The sequence below is a fragment of the Bacillus thuringiensis genome (assembly GCF_001595725.1).
GTDB lineage: Bacteria > Bacillota > Bacilli > Bacillales > Bacillaceae_G > Bacillus_A > Bacillus_A thuringiensis_K.
Map to the genome: position 1 here is coordinate 3,794,833 of NZ_CP014282.1, position 15,598 is coordinate 3,810,430.

Consider the following 15,598-nt stretch of genomic DNA (forward strand, 5'->3'; position numbering starts at 1 on the left):
GGCAAGGGATTTTTTGCAATAAGAAAAGAGCTGTATTTACACAGCTCTTTTCTTATTTTAGTGATCTAATTCAATAAGTAAATCACCTGTTTGAATTGCATCACCATCGTTAACATATACTTTTTTCACTTTACCATTAAACGGCGCTTGAACTGTCGTTTCCATTTTCATCGCTTCTGTAATTGCCATAGAATCGCCTTTTTTCACTTCATCGCCTTCTTTTACAACTACTTTAATTACCGTTCCTGGCATCGTTGCACTAATATGATTTGGATTCTCACGATTTCCTTTCACACGTTGTGCAACTGTTGCTTTTACACTCTCGTCTTTCACGATAATTTCACGTGGTTGACCGTTAAATTCCAAGTAAAGAACACGGTGTCCATCCGGCTGTGGTTCTCCAATTGATACAAGTTTAACCATCAATGTCTTACCCTGTTCAATTTCTACATCAATTTCTTCACCTAGTCTCATACCATAGAAGAACGTCGGTGTATCAAGTACAGATACATTTCCATAAAGCTCAGCAACTTTTTCATAGTCCATAAATACTTTTGGATATAAAGCATATGCAACTACATCAAAAATCGTTACTTCGCGTCCAATTTTATGGAATAATTCTTCTTTTAACGCTTCAAAGTCTACTGGCTCTAGTAATTCACCTGGTCTTACTGTTAATGGCTCTTTTCCTTTTAAAATAATCTTTTGTAATTCTTTCGGGAAACCACCGTACGGTTGACCTAAATCACCCGAGAACATTTCAACAACAGACCCTGGGAAGTCCATCGCATGCCCACGCTCTAAAACATCCTGTTCTGTCAGATGGTTTTGAACCATAAATAATGCCATATCACCAACAACTTTTGATGATGGCGTTACTTTTACAATATCTCCAAACATGTCATTCACACGGCGGTACATTACTTTCACTTCATCGAAACGATCTCCTAAACCAACCGCTTTCGCTTGTTGCTGAAGATTACTATACTGCCCACCCGGCATTTCATGCATATATACCTCTGTATGAGGCGCATTCATACCACTTTCAAACGGTGCATAGTATTTGCGTACATCTTCCCAATAATGAGATAGTTTTTCTAAAGAATCTATATTAACATCTGGTTGTCTTTCGTTTCCGCCTAACGCATAGTATAGCGTGTTCGCACTTGGTTGTGACGTTTGACCAGCCATAGAACTCACTGCTACATCGACGATATCAACACCTGCTTCAATTGCCTTCGTATACGTTAATATACCATTTCCACTCGTATCGTGCGTGTGCAGATGAATTGGAATCGACACTGTCTCTTTTAATGCAGAAACTAAATCATATGCTGCATTTGGTTTTAGTAAGCCCGCCATATCTTTAATACCTAAAATATGAGCTCCTGATGCTTCTAACTCTTTTGCTAAATTTTTATAGTAATTTAAATCATATTTACTACGCAGTGGATCATGAATATCTCCTGTGTAGCACATTGTTGCTTCTGCAATTTTACCAGTGTCTCGTACAGCATCAATTGCAACTCTCATGCCTTCCACCCAGTTTAAGCTATCAAAAATACGGAATACATCAATGCCAGCTTGAGCAGAACATTCCACAAATTTTTGGATTAAATTATCTGGATAGTTTTTGTATCCAACTGCGTTTGAAGAACGAAGTAACATTTGGAATAACACGTTCGGCATTTTTTCACGAAGATCTAGTAATCGTTCCCATGGATCTTCTTTTAAGAAACGATACGCAACATCAAACGTTGCACCGCCCCACATTTCCGCTGAGAATAGGTTCGGTAACATTCTCGCTGTTGGCTCCGCAATTTGATGTAAATCTTTTGTACGAATACGAGTTGCAAGTAATGACTGGTGTGCATCACGGAATGTTGTATCCGTTAAAAGTACACGTTTTTGATCCTGTACCCATTTTACTAATCCGTCTGCTCCACGCTCGTCCAAAATTTGTTTCGTTCCATTTTGAATTGGCTCTGAATGTTTTAAACATGGAATACGAGCATCTGGGAATATTGGTTTTTCTTTTTTCCCTACTCCTGGGAAACCATTTACTGTTACTGTGCCAATATAATTTAACATTTTTGTTCCACGGTCTTTACGTTTCGGGAACAAGAACAGTTCCGGTGACGCGTCAATAAACGACGTATCATATTCCCCTGATAAGAAGTTTTTATGTTTTACTACATTCTCTAAGAATGGAATATTTGTTTTAATACCACGAATACGGAATTCTTTTAAGTTACGTTCCATTTTTGCAGCAGCTTGCTCAAAAGTAAGTGCCCAAGTTGTAACTTTTACAAGTAAAGAATCGTAGTACGGTGTAATAACTGCACCTTGGAAGCTATTTCCTGTATCAAGACGCACACCAAAACCACCGCCTGATCGATACGCCATAATTTTTCCTGTATCCGGCATAAAATTATTTAGCGGATCTTCAGTTGTTACACGAGATTGAATTGCAAATCCATGCACAACTACTTCCTCTTGCTTCGGCACACCTACCATTTTGCTATGTAATGAATGTCCATCAGCTATTAAAATTTGTGATTGAACGATATCTACTCCTGTAATCATTTCTGTAATCGTATGTTCTACTTGAACACGTGGATTTACTTCAATAAAGTAAAACTCATCATCTTTTACAAGGAATTCTACTGTTCCTGCATTTAAATAGTTTACATTTTTCGTTAACTTCACAGCAGCATCACAAATACGCTGACGCAAATCATCTGAAAGTGATACACTCGGTGCTATTTCTACAACTTTTTGATGACGACGTTGTACAGAACAGTCACGCTCGTATAAATGAACAACATTACCTTCTTCATCTGCTAAAATTTGTACTTCTATATGTTTAGGTTTTTCAACGAATTTTTCGACGTAAACTTCATCATTACCAAAGGCTGCTTTCGCTTCTGATTTCGCTCGATTATATGATTCTCCTAATTCCTCACTAGTACGCACAATACGCATACCACGACCGCCACCACCAAGGGACGCTTTAATAATAATCGGGTAATCATACTTTTCAGCAAATTTTTCGACTTCTTCTAATGAATCTACTGGACCATCACTACCAGGTATAACTGGAATTTGTGCTAGCTGCGCTTGTGTTCTTGCTTTCACTTTATCTCCAAACATATCTAAATGCTTACTTTTTGGACCGATAAAGATAATTCCTTCTTCTTCGCAACGTTTCGCGAATTGAATATTTTCTGACAAGAAACCATATCCAGGGTGGATTGCATCTACATGATTACTTTTTGCAATCTCAATAATGCCTTCAATATCTAGATAAGCATCAATTGGTTTTTTTCCTTCCCCAACTAAATAGGACTCATCGGCTTTATAGCGATGATAAGAACCACTATCCTCTTTAGAATAGATTGCAACTGTTTTTAATCCTAGTTCCGAACAAGCTCGAAACACACGAATTGCAATCTCTCCACGGTTAGCTACCAATACTTTTTGAATACGTTGCAGCTTTGTCATGATTTTCCCCCTCTACTTTCCTACCACTCTAGAGATAAAATATATACACACCTTAAAAAGCGTGAAGTTCTTCACTTTCCACATTATATTATACTTAGAAAGCTTCACTTTATTTTTATCCATCATACCTTATTTTTTAACAAATGATAAGTTTTCTGTACAATTTGTTTCACAAAAATAGTATAGCATACCTCCTCCTTTTCTAACAACTTAATTGTATATCACATTAAACTTAATGTGATATATTTTTTAACTGAAAGATATATTAATACATCACATTTAAAACTACTTAAAAATAAAAAACACATCATGCTCTAAGCACAATGTGTTTTTATTTTACAACTACAAGATGTGGTCCATTTTGTTCTCTTTCTTTCATTACACCATTCTGTTGTTTCTCTTGTCGTTTCACGTGACTAGCAATATTGAGTAGTATTCCCATTGCAAGTAGATTAGCTATTAAGGAACTCCCGCCATAACTAATAAACGGTAAAGGTACTCCCGTAAGCGGTATTAATCCAGACATACCACCAACATTAACAAAAGTTTGTACTCCTATTAAACTTGCAATTCCGATTGCAATTAAACTTCCAAAAGGATCGTTACATTTTTGAGCAATCCTGAATGAACGAATAATAATAAGTAGCAAGCAAATTAAAATAATAGCTACACCAATAAAACCTAATTCTTCAGATATAATAGCCATAATAAAATCTGTTTGCGGTTCTGGTAAATATCCATATTTTTGCACACTATTTCCTAATCCTCTACCATTAAGCCCTCCTGAAGCAATTCCAATAAAAGAATTTACTAATTGGAATCCATCATTTTGAGGATCATTGAATGGATCAAGGAAAACTGAAAAACGTGCCTTTTGGTATCCACTTAATTTATAATTAGCCAAAAAATATAGAGCTGGAATCCATACTATAGAAGTTAAAACAATTCGTTTAATCCATAAATTAATCCGTACTCCTGAACAAAGAAACATAATCCCTACTGTTGCTGCAATTAACAAATCGGTACCTAAATCATTTTGCTTTAAAATTAAAAACATTGCCATTCCAACAAAACCAAGTGTAAGTCCCGACCCTTTAAAAACAGGTGTATTTGTCTCTTGTCTCCTTGCAAAAAAGCGAGCTAATATAATAATAATCGATAGTTTAACAAATTCAGCGGGCTGTATACCTAATATCCAACCTTTTGCACCATTTATTTCCTTACCAAAAATCAAGGCTGCTGCTAGTAAAGCAATACTCCCTAGCCCCATCGCCGATAAAATTATTCGTTTCCTCCAAAACTTATAAGGTAACGAAGCTACAATCACTAACAATACCGTTCCGATAGCTAAAGTTATTAATTGTTTTTTAAAAAAGTAATTTGCCGGCCAGTTATGCCTCGAAATCGCAACAATGGAACTAGAACTATATACCATTATTACTCCCAGCACACATAAGATAACAAGAGGAAGTAATAATGAATAATCCATTGATTTCCATACTTTTTTCATTTCATTTCCTCTTTCTGTTTCAATTTAATTATTGTTGTATTCCATATGTACATTGGTTCTTCCTGCTTTATTATACAAATAAAAAGCTCAAACTAATTTAGTTTGAGCCCCCTTATTTGAACCCGTTATTGTTGTTTGTTTGTAAACGCTTCATGAAGTGCAGATAACTCACGTTCGAGCTCACCTAACATTGCTTTCCCTTGTTCTTCTGCAATAAGACCAAGGCGAACTGCAAAATCGACCTCGCGGGATAGTCCAAACATTTGTGTGTCTAACACTTCTTCATATAATGGACATTGCGGCATTGTAAGATGGTCCATTTGCACCTTAATAAGTCTTAAAATCTTCTCTGCATCCGCTTGTAGAAGGGCTAGTGCCTTTTCCTGATGATTTGCTACTGTCTCAGACGCCAAATTGATTCCCTCCGTTTCCGTCCTACTCTCCTATATCCTATCTATTAATATTAGCGATAGTTTTAATAAATTGCAATAGAAACATTTTTTGTGACAACAGTGTCTAATACTATTATACTGAAAAGTGGGAGTATAACACAAATGGGGGAACAACAATGAGCGAAATTTTATTTATTAACGGAAAAGTACGTTTTCCAATTACTATTGATCCAACTGTTTGGATCTTTGATGATCGAAAAGTAGATTTGACAACTTACTTTGATGAAACTAGAGAAAACACGTCTGAACTAGAAACTTATTTAAAAAACACTTCAGAACATTGGGATCGCGAAATCCGTGATGGTGCCGCTTTTCCCCCAATACAGCAAAGTGTGAAGAAATATAAAAAAGAACAGCTGATTACTGGAACATTTGGTATACCACTTCATCCATTCCTTGCTAACGCTGAAATTTTAGAGGACGCTACGCAAGTTGAAATTGAAACAGTAGAACAAACATTAATACTTCCATTAGAAACTGTCGAAAATGCTATTCTTGGTTTTTCAAAAGAAGGGAAGCCATTAAAAGAGGATGGACCTGTTCATCTATATTACAATGATGGATCTAATAGACAAAATCCAATCCGTAACATCCGTAAATTTACAATTATTTAAAGAAAAGGAGTGAGCTTAAGCTCACTCCTTTTTACAATAAATCTGCTGCTAGTTGAGCTAAATTAGATCGCTCCCCTTTAACAAACTTCACATGACCACTAATACGCTGTTCTTTAAACTTCTCTACAACATACGTTAAGCCATTATTATATTCATCTAAATATGGGTGATCAATTTGCTGAGGATCTCCCATCAATACAATCTTACTCTTTTCCCCTACCCTAGTTAATATCGTTTTCACTTCATGCTTTGTTAAATTTTGTGCTTCGTCAATGATAATGAACTGATCTGGAATACTTCTCCCGCGTATATAAGTAAGGGCTTCTACTTCAATCGAACCCATTCCAGCTAAAATAGCATCTAACTCTCCTGGCTTTTTCGTATTAAATAAATACTCTAGGTTATCAAAAATTGGCTGCATCCATGGTCTTAACTTTTCTTCTTTTTCTCCTGGTAAATAACCGATATCTTTTCCGACTGGAACAATTGGTCTTGCCACAAGTAATTTTTTATATAATCCTAAGTCTTCTGTTTGCATAAGTCCCGAAGCTAACGCAAGTAACGTTTTTCCTGTGCCGGCTTTCCCCGTTAACGTTACAAGCGGAATATCTTCACGAAGCAACAATTCTAATCCCATAATTTGCTGCACGTTTCGTGGTCGTATCCCCCACACTTGTTCATTGTGAAAAATAAGTTTCTTTACCTTTTTACCTAAGTGATCCACAATGCCAAGCGCAGAACTAGAGCCTCCCAATGCATCTTTCATTACTACAAATTGATTTGGGTAAAAAGGATGATTCGCAATTTCAGATAGAGGCAATTCACCTTTCTCATAAAAATAATCCAATTGTTCTTTTGATATATATCCTTCTAAAAAGCCAGAATATATATTTTCTACTTCAATTACGCGATCACTTAAATAATCTTCAGCCTTCAAACCAATTGCATCAGCTTTTACCCTTACGAGTACATCTTTACTTACTAAAATAACAGACTTCCCGTCCTCTTTTTCCTGTTCTTCTAAAGATAGATTTTTTGCTACAGCTAAAATTCGATTATCATTTGTTTTTTCTACAAAAATATCTTGTAGTTGCACAAATGAACGATGGTTCAATTCAATACGAAATGTTCCGCCGTTTTCTAGCGGGATACTTTCATGCAGCTTTCCTATTTCACGAAATTTATCTATTAACTTAGATACATAACGAGCGTTTCGTCCTACTTCATCCATATAACGTTTTTTCGAATCAACCTCTTCTAATACAACTGCTGGAATCACTACTTCATTGGTTTCAAATGAAAAAATAGATAAAGGATCCTGCAAAAGTACATTCGTATCTAACACATAAATTTTATCCAACCTGTTACCCCCTGACTCCACTTTTAAATTTGTAGAACAAGGGTTTCATCCATAAAATATGGACGAACCATTGTTATAATTATATGTACCGTGTAAACGAGGTAGAATCGAAAATCATAGTCATTAAACCTTTTATTTATTCTTTATTCATTTCTATTCAATATATTACTTTTTATTATAATTATTAACGTTAAATCACAATAACCGATTACAAAAGTGAATAAACGAATTTCCTATTTAGCACCTTTATAATTCTCTTATCCCTACTAACACTTCATTATCCAGCTTTTTCGCTGCCCGAAGATCATATGTTTTTTCATATGTTTTTTCATATGTTGGTTCAATTGCAAGTTTCGCTCCATAAAACATAACATCACGCACTTCTTGCACATTTACTTCTATTACAGTTAATTTTAGAGAAATACCTTCCATTCTATCTGTCAAAATTTCACTTGCACCACTTATAGAAAATACGGATTCATTCGCCATTATAGTCAATACCACACCTGTATTATGACGTATATTTTCCACAATACGTGAACGTTGATCTACTGCAAATCGAATACTAGTTTTACTCACTGCATACACCCAAGAAATAGCACTTACGTTAGGAACTTGTTTTTCGAAATCTGTCGTTGCTATCATAACAATACACTCTTTACGCAACGTTTGTACTAAATCCTCTGTTAAGGTAGGCTCTACTACATTCGCCATATTTTCACCTCCAAACATACTTGGTATATCCTTATCATAACTTATTTTTTGAATTGCGAAAATATTATTTTTTCCCGCTATTATTCAAAAACATTATACTTCCATGATATACTTATACTGATAGAATTCGTATTGAGGTGACGAAATGAGAGTCAAATGTATGATTTGTGATAAAAAAGATATGTTAGATGATGAAAATCCTATGGCAAAAAAACTGCGTAATCGCCCTATTCATACATATATGTGCATGGAATGTTCGGAACGAATTGCAGAGCGTACAATGGAACGTCATGCAAGTGGTAATTTCCGATTATATCGTGATAAAAAAATCGAAGATGATTGGTAAAATGTAAATAAGTCCTTACTCATATAGATAAGGACTTATTTATATTTTTCTGGTTCACGATTCATCTGATCCAAAAAACAATCAATGGCTTCTAACGGAAACCTTGCAGATTTCCGTTCTCCATTTATTTCATATGTAATTAAATACATTTCCTCGTTCTTTTCGACTTCCACATTTCTTAATTTATGTTCTTCATATATCATATTTTGAAATAACAAATATGTTTCTTTTGCAGCACTATCATTTGGACGTGCTTCCGCAACTGTTTTAATTGTTAACCAATTATATAGTGCATCTTGTACTGAACGCATGAAAACTCCCCTTCCTCAGCCTGCTTTTTGTTGTTTCGCTTGACGCAAACGCAATCTATAAATTCCAAGTACAATTGCCGCTACAACTAGTCCTTCTCCAACAGGTAAAAACACAGCAAAAAAGGTTAATACTGTACATCCAATTGCTAATGATATGTATATCACAATATTTTTTAGTACAGACAACTTTCTAGCAAATCCTAAATTATAAACGAGACCACTTAATATAATAATCGTCCCATAAAGTAACCACATTCCTAACTCTGGATTTTCATCTACCTTACACAATTTTGCAAAAAAAGACATCCTTTCTAACACACTCTTCCCCCCTAGCAGTAAAATGCAATTTTCTTTATATACTTAATACAAGAGTAACTCGCAAAAAAAATACTGTCCACAAAAATGAGTAAATATTCTAAAAAAATAAACAAAATAAAAAAACAACGACCTTTATAAAGGTCGTTGTTTTTTTATTTTTACGCTTCAACAGATTTCTTTTTCTTAGCAGCTCTTTCGCGCTCACTCTTATCAAGAATCTTTTTACGTAGACGAATTGATTCTGGAGTTACTTCACAGAACTCGTCATCGTTTAAGTACTCTAATGATTCTTCTAAAGTCATTAGGCGTGGTTTCTTCATTGTTGAAGTTTGATCTTTCGTCGCAGAACGAATGTTAGTTTGTTGTTTCATTTTCACAACGTTAACTGTTAAGTCGTTCTCACGAGTGTGTTCTCCTACAATCATACCAGCATATACTTCTGTACCTGGTTCAACGAAGATTACACCACGGTCTTCAACTTGCATAATACCGTATTGTGATGCTTTTCCTGTTTCAAGTGAAACTAGAACACCTTGACGACGTCCACCAACTTGTCCAGCGTGTACTGGTTGGTAGCAATCGAATGTATGGTTTAAAATACCGTAACCACGAGTTAATGTTAAGAATTCTGTTGTGTAACCAATTAAACCACGTGCTGGAACCATGAAAGTAAGGCGAACTTGACCGTTTCCGTTATTCACCATATCTAACATTTCACCTTTACGTGCACCCATAGATTCCATAATAGAACCAGTGTATTCTTCAGGTACATCGATTTGTACACGCTCTACAGGCTCACATCTTACGCCATCAACTTCTTTAATAATTACTTCTGGCTTAGATACTTGTAATTCATAACCTTCACGACGCATGTTTTCAATTAAGATAGATAAATGTAGTTCCCCACGTCCAGATACGATCCACGCATCAGGAGAATCTGTATTATCTACACGTAAACTTACATCTGTTTCTAATTGTGAACGAAGACGCTCTTCAATTTTACGAGATGTAATGTATTTACCTTCACGACCTGCAAATGGGCTATTATTTACAAGGAACGTCATTTGTAGTGTTGGCTCATCAATACGTAATAATGGTAACGCATCTTGATGTTCAACTGGACATACTGTTTCACCTACGTTAATGTCTTCCATACCAGAAACGGCTACTAAGTCCCCTGCTTTTGCTTCTTCAATTTCTTGACGTTTTAATCCCATGTAACCGAATAATTTCGTTACGCGGAATTGCTTCACGCTTCCGTCTACTTTCATTAAAGCAACTTGTTGTCCAACCTTCATTGTACCGCGGAATACGCGACCAACTCCAATACGTCCAACGTAGTCGTTGTAATCAAGAAGTGCTACTTGGAATTGAAGTGGCTCTTCGCTGTTATCAATTGGTGCTGGAATATGTTCGATAATTGTATCGAATAATGATTTCATATTCTCTTCTTGATTTGCTGGGTTTGAATCTAAGCTTGCTGTTCCGTTCATTGCTGATGCAAATACAACTGGGAACTCTAATTGATCTTCGTTTGCACCAAGCTCAATGAATAAGTCGATTACTTCATCAACTACTTCATCTGGACGAGCGAAGTCACGGTCAATTTTGTTTACAACTACGATTGGAGTTAAGTTTTGCTCAAGAGCTTTCTTTAAAACAAATCGTGTTTGTGGCATACAACCTTCATATGCATCAACAACAAGTAAAACACCATCAACCATTTTCATGATACGTTCTACTTCTCCACCGAAGTCAGCGTGACCAGGTGTATCTAAAATGTTAATTCTTTTATCTTCATAGTGAATCGCTGTATTTTTCGCTAAAATTGTAATACCGCGTTCTCTTTCTAGATCATTTGAATCCATTGCGCGTTCTTCAACGTGTTCGTTCGCACGGAAAGTCCCCGCTTGACGTAATAACTGGTCAACAAGTGTTGTTTTACCATGGTCAACGTGGGCAATAATTGCTATATTACGTAAATCTTGTCGTTTTTTCAACATGTCCAACTCCTAATGTCTTTTTAATCCTTCTCTATTATAAGAGCGAAGGGGATACAATAGCAATTAAAATAAAAGCAAGAATGAAAATATAGTTGTATTCTTACTTTTGTGAAAGTAAAATGAGATTGGAGGGTGAAGAAATGGAACACATTCAATATCGCTTTTTATTAACTGCAATTATCGGTGTTATTTTCTTAATCGGTATCGGCATTATGATTGCTGAAAATAGTCCAATCGGTATTATTATTTGCATTATCGGCACATTTGTTACAGTTGGATACGGTTTTGTAACAAAAAGAAAAATGCGCAAATCACAATAACGCTAAAAAGTAAGAAGCTTATACACAGCCTCTTACTTTTTTTGTTGCTCTCATATAAACGATAACACTTCTTCATACACTCCTGGTTTTGCAACTAACACACTGCTCTTCTCTATGATAGAAAGTGGCGCTCCAGAGAATGTCGTCACCTTACCTCCAACTTCTTCTACAATTATCTGTCCTCCGCCAAAATCCCATGGTGATAATCTCGGCGTTATATATGCATCTATTCTTCCTGTTGCAACGTATACCATCTCTAACGCTGCACAGCCATATGATCTTGTGCCCCTTGCTTTCTTAACAAGTGCCATCATACTTTCCATATTAAGCAATGGATTATCTGTAAGCCATATCGCATTTAAAGCTACAATACCTTCCTCTACAGTTCCTTTTTTCAATGGAGGAATTGATATATCATTACAAAAAGCTCCAGATCCCTTGACTGCATGATATAGTTCATCATGCACTGGATCATATATAAGTCCAATCTTTCCGATACCGTTCTCATAAATCCCAATTGAAATCGCAAAATTTCTTTTTTGATGAACAAAGTTCATCGTGCCGTCAATTGGATCAATTAACCAAACAACCCCGTCAGAAGACGTTATCTCGTCTCCATAACCCTCTTCTCCTAAAATACTATGATTCGGGAATGTTTCTTTAATTTTCCCAATTAAAAACTGTTCTATCTCTCGGTCCATATTTGTAACTAAGTCAGCTGCATTTGATTTTGTTTCTATAATAAGTGCTTTTTTCATTGATGCCATTAAATGCTCTCCTGCATCCCGAATCCACCGTTTGGCGTGTGCATCAATGTCTTTCCATACTTCTTGCATGTTTAAACACTCCGATCTATACTGTTCACAGAAAAAACGAACCCTTTATAAGGTTCGCACCAACTAATTTTTTATACATATACTATTATTACGCTTCTAAACGAATCATTTCAAGTCTTAACACTTCTAACTTTTGTACACACTCTTCTTTTTTCTGTTTATCATCTTCCATCATCGCATCATATAAAGTTGCTAATTCATAATCTAGCTCCAAACGTAGCACCGGTATTCTCTTTTCAGCATCTGTTCTCTTTAACGCATTAATCACCTGTCTCATATTATTTGCCTCCTCCCAATATTCGTCTGCCCTCGGACTAGAATTAATTCAATTTTCTGATTTTTTGTTTTATACTATACTATGTTGGATAAATCATCTATGCAACAAAATTATATTTTTTTATTTAAATTTTTTTGTGCTGTTTTTTTTATGAATAGTACAAGCTATGCTAAAATAAAAGCAAAATAGGAGTTGGAGGAACAATCATGACAATACAAACATTCAAGTCAACTGATTTTGATGTCTTTACAGTTGATGGTCTCGAAGAACGAATGAGTGCAATTAAAACGAACATTCATCCTAAGCTAGAAGCTTTAGGGGAACAATTTGCAGAATACTTATCCAAACAAACTGATGAGAACTTTTTTTATCATGTTGCAAAACACGCACGCCGCAAAGTCAATCCACCAAACGATACTTGGGTTGCTTTTTCAACAAATAAACGAGGATATAAAATGCTACCGCATTTCCAAATCGGCTTATGGGGTACTCATGCCTTCATATACTTTGGTTTAATCTATGAGTGTCCACAAAAAGTTGAGACGGCTCATGCCTTCTTAGAACATTTAAATGATTTAAAAACAAATATTCCAAATGACTTCGTTTGGTCCATTGACCATACTAAACCAAGTGTGAAATTACATAAAACACTTGAAACCGAAGACTTACAAAAGATGATTGAACGACTAGCTACTGTAAAAAAAGCAGAATTATTAGTTGGTATTCATATATCACCAGAGGAGTTTTCAGCAATGACCAACGAACAATTCCTTGCTAAGATTGAATCTACGATGCAATCACTCCTTCCTTTATATGCACTTTGTAATCGATAGTAGAAAACGGACAATTTATATTGTCCGTTTTTAGTTGTTATCACATTATATCACTTCAGTTTTTATTTTTCAAAATATTTTTTACATTTTTACAAGCTTTTGTTCTTCGACTTCTTTTGCCCTTTGAATAGCACGATATATAGAGTATCCACTTACTTCTTGAAATTCTTTATCAATTTTCTTTTCTTCTGCTTTCGATGGAACAATCTCTTTAAAACGACGATATAAACCCATTAATTCTTCTCTTACAATCCCTTTTTCATAAGCTTTCTCAATCGCTTCATAAAACTTAACAATTGTAACCATTTCCTCATTTGACCAATCATAATCTAACGGATATTGATATTCCATTTCGCACCTCATTTATCATTTCTTCTTGTTTCATTATGCTATCTTAAAGAGAATATTTTATTCTTCATTATAGCCACTCTGCATTATACACTATTTATTCATTTTAATGGAATTGTCTTCCTCTATTCATTAGTTGAGGCTAACTATTAAACATACTCACCTTAAAAACATTTTTTTCTATACATCTATAATTATTGGTGATATAATGCTTTTGTTTTATAGAAAATAAAGTGAAGCTACCATCTCAAAAACGATTTTTTGAATGGCAGAAAAACAAGCCTTATTCTAAAAAAGACTAAACTTTTTTAGAGCAGGATTATATAAAACAAATTACACTAAATATTATGAAGAAGAAGGGGTGTATAGATTGTCCCAATACGAAACACCATTGTTTACCGCTTTAGTTGAGCACAGTAAGCGAAATCCAATTCAATTCCATATTCCTGGTCATAAAAAAGGACAGGGCATGGATCCTACATTTCGCGAATTTATTGGGCATAATGCATTAGCAATTGATTTAATTAATATTGCGCCACTCGATGATTTACATCATCCAAAAGGTATGATTAAAGAAGCACAGGATTTAGCAGCCGCTGCATTCGGTGCAGATCATACTTTCTTTTCTATTCAAGGTACAAGTGGCGCTATTATGACAATGGTGATGAGCGTTTGCGGTCCTGGTGACAAAATCCTAGTACCACGAAACGTGCATAAATCAGTAATGTCAGCTATTATTTTCTCAGGTGCAAAACCAATTTTCATGCATCCTGAAATCGATCCGAAGCTCGGTATTTCTCATGGAATCACAATTCAATCTGTCAAAAAAGCACTTGAAGAGCACTCAGATGCAAAGGGCTTACTTGTTATTAACCCAACGTACTTTGGGTTTGCTGCAGACTTAGAACAGATTGTACAATTAGCACATTCTTATGACATCCCTGTACTAGTTGACGAGGCTCATGGTGTTCATATTCATTTTCACGATGAATTGCCGATGTCAGCGATGCAAGCTGGGGCAGATATGGCAGCAACAAGTGTTCACAAATTAGGAGGCTCTTTAACTCAAAGTTCTATTCTTAATGTGAAAGAAGGCTTGGTGAATGTAAAACATGTCCAATCTATTATTAGCATGCTTACGACTACATCAACTTCTTACATCTTGTTAGCATCCCTTGATGTTGCGAGAAAACGTCTTGCTACAGAAGGAACAGCACTCATAGAACAAACAATACAATTAGCTGAACATGTTCGTGATGCTATAAATTCTATTGAGCATCTTTACTGTCCTGGAAAAGAAATGTTAGGTACAGATGCTACCTTTAACTATGATCCTACAAAGATAATTGTATCTGTAAAAGATTTAGGTATTACCGGCCACCAAGCTGAAGTATGGCTTAGAGAGCAATATAACATTGAAGTAGAACTCTCAGATCTATACAACATACTATGTCTTATCACTTTGGGAGATACAGAAAGTGATACAAATACACTTATTGCAGCATTACAAGATTTAGCAGCAACATTTAGAAATAGGGCAGATAAAGGTGTTCAAGTACAAGTAGAGATTCCAGAAATTCCAGTGCTAGCACTTTCTCCCCGAGATGCTTTTTATTCGGAAACAGAAGTCATTCCATTTGAAAATGCAGCGGGGCGTATTATAGCTGATTTTGTTATGGTTTATCCGCCAGGGATTCCAATCTTTACTCCGGGGGAAATTATTACACAAGAAAACTTAGAGTATATTCGTAAAAACTTAGAAGCAGGTTTACCTGTACAAGGTCCTGAAGATATGACATTACAAACATTACGTGTTATTAAAGAGTACAAGCCTATCAGTTGATAGGCTTTT

Annotated in this window: 16 protein-coding genes; 5 read left to right on the forward strand and 11 right to left on the reverse strand. The window is 35.5% G+C overall.

Features of this window, described 5'->3' with window-relative positions:
- Positions 1-57 precede the first annotated feature (57 nt).
- The 3 genes from pyc to AXW78_RS18745 form a co-directional block, all read right to left on the reverse strand.
- On the reverse strand, positions 58-3,504 hold the full coding sequence (gene pyc, locus AXW78_RS18735; protein WP_000164057.1) for a pyruvate carboxylase: 3,447 nt from the start codon (positions 3,502-3,504) through the stop codon (positions 58-60).
- 331 nt (positions 3,505-3,835) lie between these two features.
- Positions 3,836-5,014 (reverse strand): FtsW/RodA/SpoVE family cell cycle protein, encoded by a 1,179-nt coding sequence (locus tag AXW78_RS18740; protein ID WP_000758409.1) that lies wholly within the window; start codon positions 5,012-5,014, stop codon positions 3,836-3,838.
- Positions 5,015-5,139: 125 nt separating this feature from the next.
- A complete protein-coding gene (locus AXW78_RS18745; RefSeq protein ID WP_000135694.1) occupies positions 5,140-5,427 on the reverse strand; it encodes an Fpa/YlaN family protein in 288 nt (95 codons plus the stop codon).
- A 155-nt stretch (positions 5,428-5,582) separates the two neighbouring features.
- On the opposite strand from AXW78_RS18745, the gene AXW78_RS18750 reads away from it, so the two are divergent.
- Complete coding sequence (locus tag AXW78_RS18750) at positions 5,583-6,080, forward strand: hypothetical protein (protein WP_001289812.1); 498 nt, start codon at positions 5,583-5,585, stop codon at positions 6,078-6,080.
- A 31-nt stretch (positions 6,081-6,111) separates the two neighbouring features.
- On the opposite strand, the gene AXW78_RS18755 is transcribed toward AXW78_RS18750, so the two are convergent.
- Together AXW78_RS18755 and AXW78_RS18760 are read right to left on the reverse strand one after the other, a co-directional pair.
- The gene (locus AXW78_RS18755; protein WP_000358083.1) at positions 6,112-7,440 is read right to left on the reverse strand and encodes a PhoH family protein; all 1,329 of its coding nucleotides are present in this window, start codon (positions 7,438-7,440) and stop codon (positions 6,112-6,114) included.
- A 246-nt stretch (positions 7,441-7,686) separates the two neighbouring features.
- Positions 7,687-8,154 carry a pyridoxamine 5'-phosphate oxidase family protein gene (locus AXW78_RS18760; RefSeq protein WP_061884524.1) on the reverse strand — a complete coding sequence of 156 codons (468 nt, stop codon included), beginning with the start codon at positions 8,152-8,154 and terminating at the stop codon, positions 7,687-7,689.
- Positions 8,155-8,299: 145 nt separating this feature from the next.
- On the opposite strand from AXW78_RS18760, the gene AXW78_RS18765 reads away from it, so the two are divergent.
- A complete protein-coding gene (locus AXW78_RS18765; RefSeq protein WP_002082250.1) occupies positions 8,300-8,500 on the forward strand; it encodes a YlaI family protein in 201 nt (66 codons plus the stop codon).
- 35 nt (positions 8,501-8,535) lie between these two features.
- Here the strand turns inward: AXW78_RS18765 and AXW78_RS18770 are convergent, their stop codons facing one another.
- The 3 genes from AXW78_RS18770 to typA form a co-directional block, all read right to left on the reverse strand.
- The gene (locus AXW78_RS18770; protein WP_001258154.1) at positions 8,536-8,811 is read right to left on the reverse strand and encodes a hypothetical protein; all 276 of its coding nucleotides are present in this window, start codon (positions 8,809-8,811) and stop codon (positions 8,536-8,538) included.
- 15 nt (positions 8,812-8,826) lie between these two features.
- Positions 8,827-9,129 carry a YlaH-like family protein gene (locus AXW78_RS18775; RefSeq protein WP_000893665.1) on the reverse strand — a complete coding sequence of 101 codons (303 nt, stop codon included), beginning with the start codon at positions 9,127-9,129 and terminating at the stop codon, positions 8,827-8,829.
- 158 nt (positions 9,130-9,287) lie between these two features.
- Complete coding sequence (gene typA / locus AXW78_RS18780; RefSeq protein ID WP_000914762.1) at positions 9,288-11,132, reverse strand: translational GTPase TypA; 1,845 nt, start codon at positions 11,130-11,132, stop codon at positions 9,288-9,290.
- A gap of 140 nt (positions 11,133-11,272) precedes the next feature.
- Here typA and AXW78_RS18785 point away from each other — a divergent pair, with 140 nt between their 5' ends.
- The gene (locus tag AXW78_RS18785) at positions 11,273-11,452 is read left to right on the forward strand and encodes a DUF5325 family protein (protein WP_000400127.1); all 180 of its coding nucleotides are present in this window, start codon (positions 11,273-11,275) and stop codon (positions 11,450-11,452) included.
- Positions 11,453-11,502: 50 nt separating this feature from the next.
- Here AXW78_RS18785 and AXW78_RS18790 read toward each other — a convergent pair whose 3' ends face one another.
- Both AXW78_RS18790 and AXW78_RS18795 read right to left on the reverse strand, forming a co-directional pair.
- Positions 11,503-12,288: an inositol monophosphatase family protein gene (locus AXW78_RS18790; RefSeq protein ID WP_001158708.1), complete on the reverse strand. Its 786-nt coding sequence runs from the start codon at positions 12,286-12,288 to the stop codon at positions 11,503-11,505.
- A gap of 88 nt (positions 12,289-12,376) precedes the next feature.
- The gene (locus AXW78_RS18795) at positions 12,377-12,565 is read right to left on the reverse strand and encodes a hypothetical protein (protein ID WP_001250164.1); all 189 of its coding nucleotides are present in this window, start codon (positions 12,563-12,565) and stop codon (positions 12,377-12,379) included.
- Between the two features lie 206 nt (positions 12,566-12,771).
- Here AXW78_RS18795 and AXW78_RS18800 point away from each other — a divergent pair, with 206 nt between their 5' ends.
- A complete protein-coding gene (locus tag AXW78_RS18800; protein WP_000155317.1) occupies positions 12,772-13,398 on the forward strand; it encodes a YktB family protein in 627 nt (208 codons plus the stop codon).
- Positions 13,399-13,479: 81 nt separating this feature from the next.
- Here AXW78_RS18800 and AXW78_RS18805 read toward each other — a convergent pair whose 3' ends face one another.
- On the reverse strand, positions 13,480-13,749 hold the full coding sequence (locus tag AXW78_RS18805; RefSeq protein WP_000456557.1) for a UPF0223 family protein: 270 nt from the start codon (positions 13,747-13,749) through the stop codon (positions 13,480-13,482).
- 367 nt (positions 13,750-14,116) lie between these two features.
- On the opposite strand from AXW78_RS18805, the gene speA reads away from it, so the two are divergent.
- Positions 14,117-15,589 (forward strand): arginine decarboxylase, encoded by a 1,473-nt coding sequence (gene speA, locus AXW78_RS18810; RefSeq protein WP_000084899.1) that lies wholly within the window; start codon positions 14,117-14,119, stop codon positions 15,587-15,589.
- Positions 15,590-15,598: the final 9 nt, after the last annotated feature.

What these genes read in the sequence shown, in the direction of transcription:
- AXW78_RS18805 (WP_000456557.1), bottom strand. Translation starts at nt 13,749, where the DNA reads ATGGAATATCAATATCCGTTAGATTATGATTGGTCAAATGAGGAAATG.
- AXW78_RS18765 (WP_002082250.1), top strand. Translation starts at nt 8,300, where the DNA reads ATGAGAGTCAAATGTATGATTTGTGATAAAAAAGATATGTTAGATGAT.
- typA (WP_000914762.1), bottom strand. Translation starts at nt 11,132, where the DNA reads ATGTTGAAAAAACGACAAGATTTACGTAATATAGCAATTATTGCCCAC.
- AXW78_RS18740 (WP_000758409.1), bottom strand. Translation starts at nt 5,014, where the DNA reads ATGAAAAAAGTATGGAAATCAATGGATTATTCATTATTACTTCCTCTT.
- AXW78_RS18800 (WP_000155317.1), top strand. Translation starts at nt 12,772, where the DNA reads ATGACAATACAAACATTCAAGTCAACTGATTTTGATGTCTTTACAGTT.
- AXW78_RS18760 (WP_061884524.1), bottom strand. Translation starts at nt 8,154, where the DNA reads ATGGCGAATGTAGTAGAGCCTACCTTAACAGAGGATTTAGTACAAACG.
- AXW78_RS18790 (WP_001158708.1), bottom strand. Translation starts at nt 12,288, where the DNA reads ATGCAAGAAGTATGGAAAGACATTGATGCACACGCCAAACGGTGGATT.
- AXW78_RS18795 (WP_001250164.1), bottom strand. Translation starts at nt 12,565, where the DNA reads ATGAGACAGGTGATTAATGCGTTAAAGAGAACAGATGCTGAAAAGAGA.
- AXW78_RS18770 (WP_001258154.1), bottom strand. Translation starts at nt 8,811, where the DNA reads ATGCGTTCAGTACAAGATGCACTATATAATTGGTTAACAATTAAAACA.
- pyc (WP_000164057.1), bottom strand. Translation starts at nt 3,504, where the DNA reads ATGACAAAGCTGCAACGTATTCAAAAAGTATTGGTAGCTAACCGTGGA.
- AXW78_RS18785 (WP_000400127.1), top strand. Translation starts at nt 11,273, where the DNA reads ATGGAACACATTCAATATCGCTTTTTATTAACTGCAATTATCGGTGTT.
- AXW78_RS18750 (WP_001289812.1), top strand. Translation starts at nt 5,583, where the DNA reads ATGAGCGAAATTTTATTTATTAACGGAAAAGTACGTTTTCCAATTACT.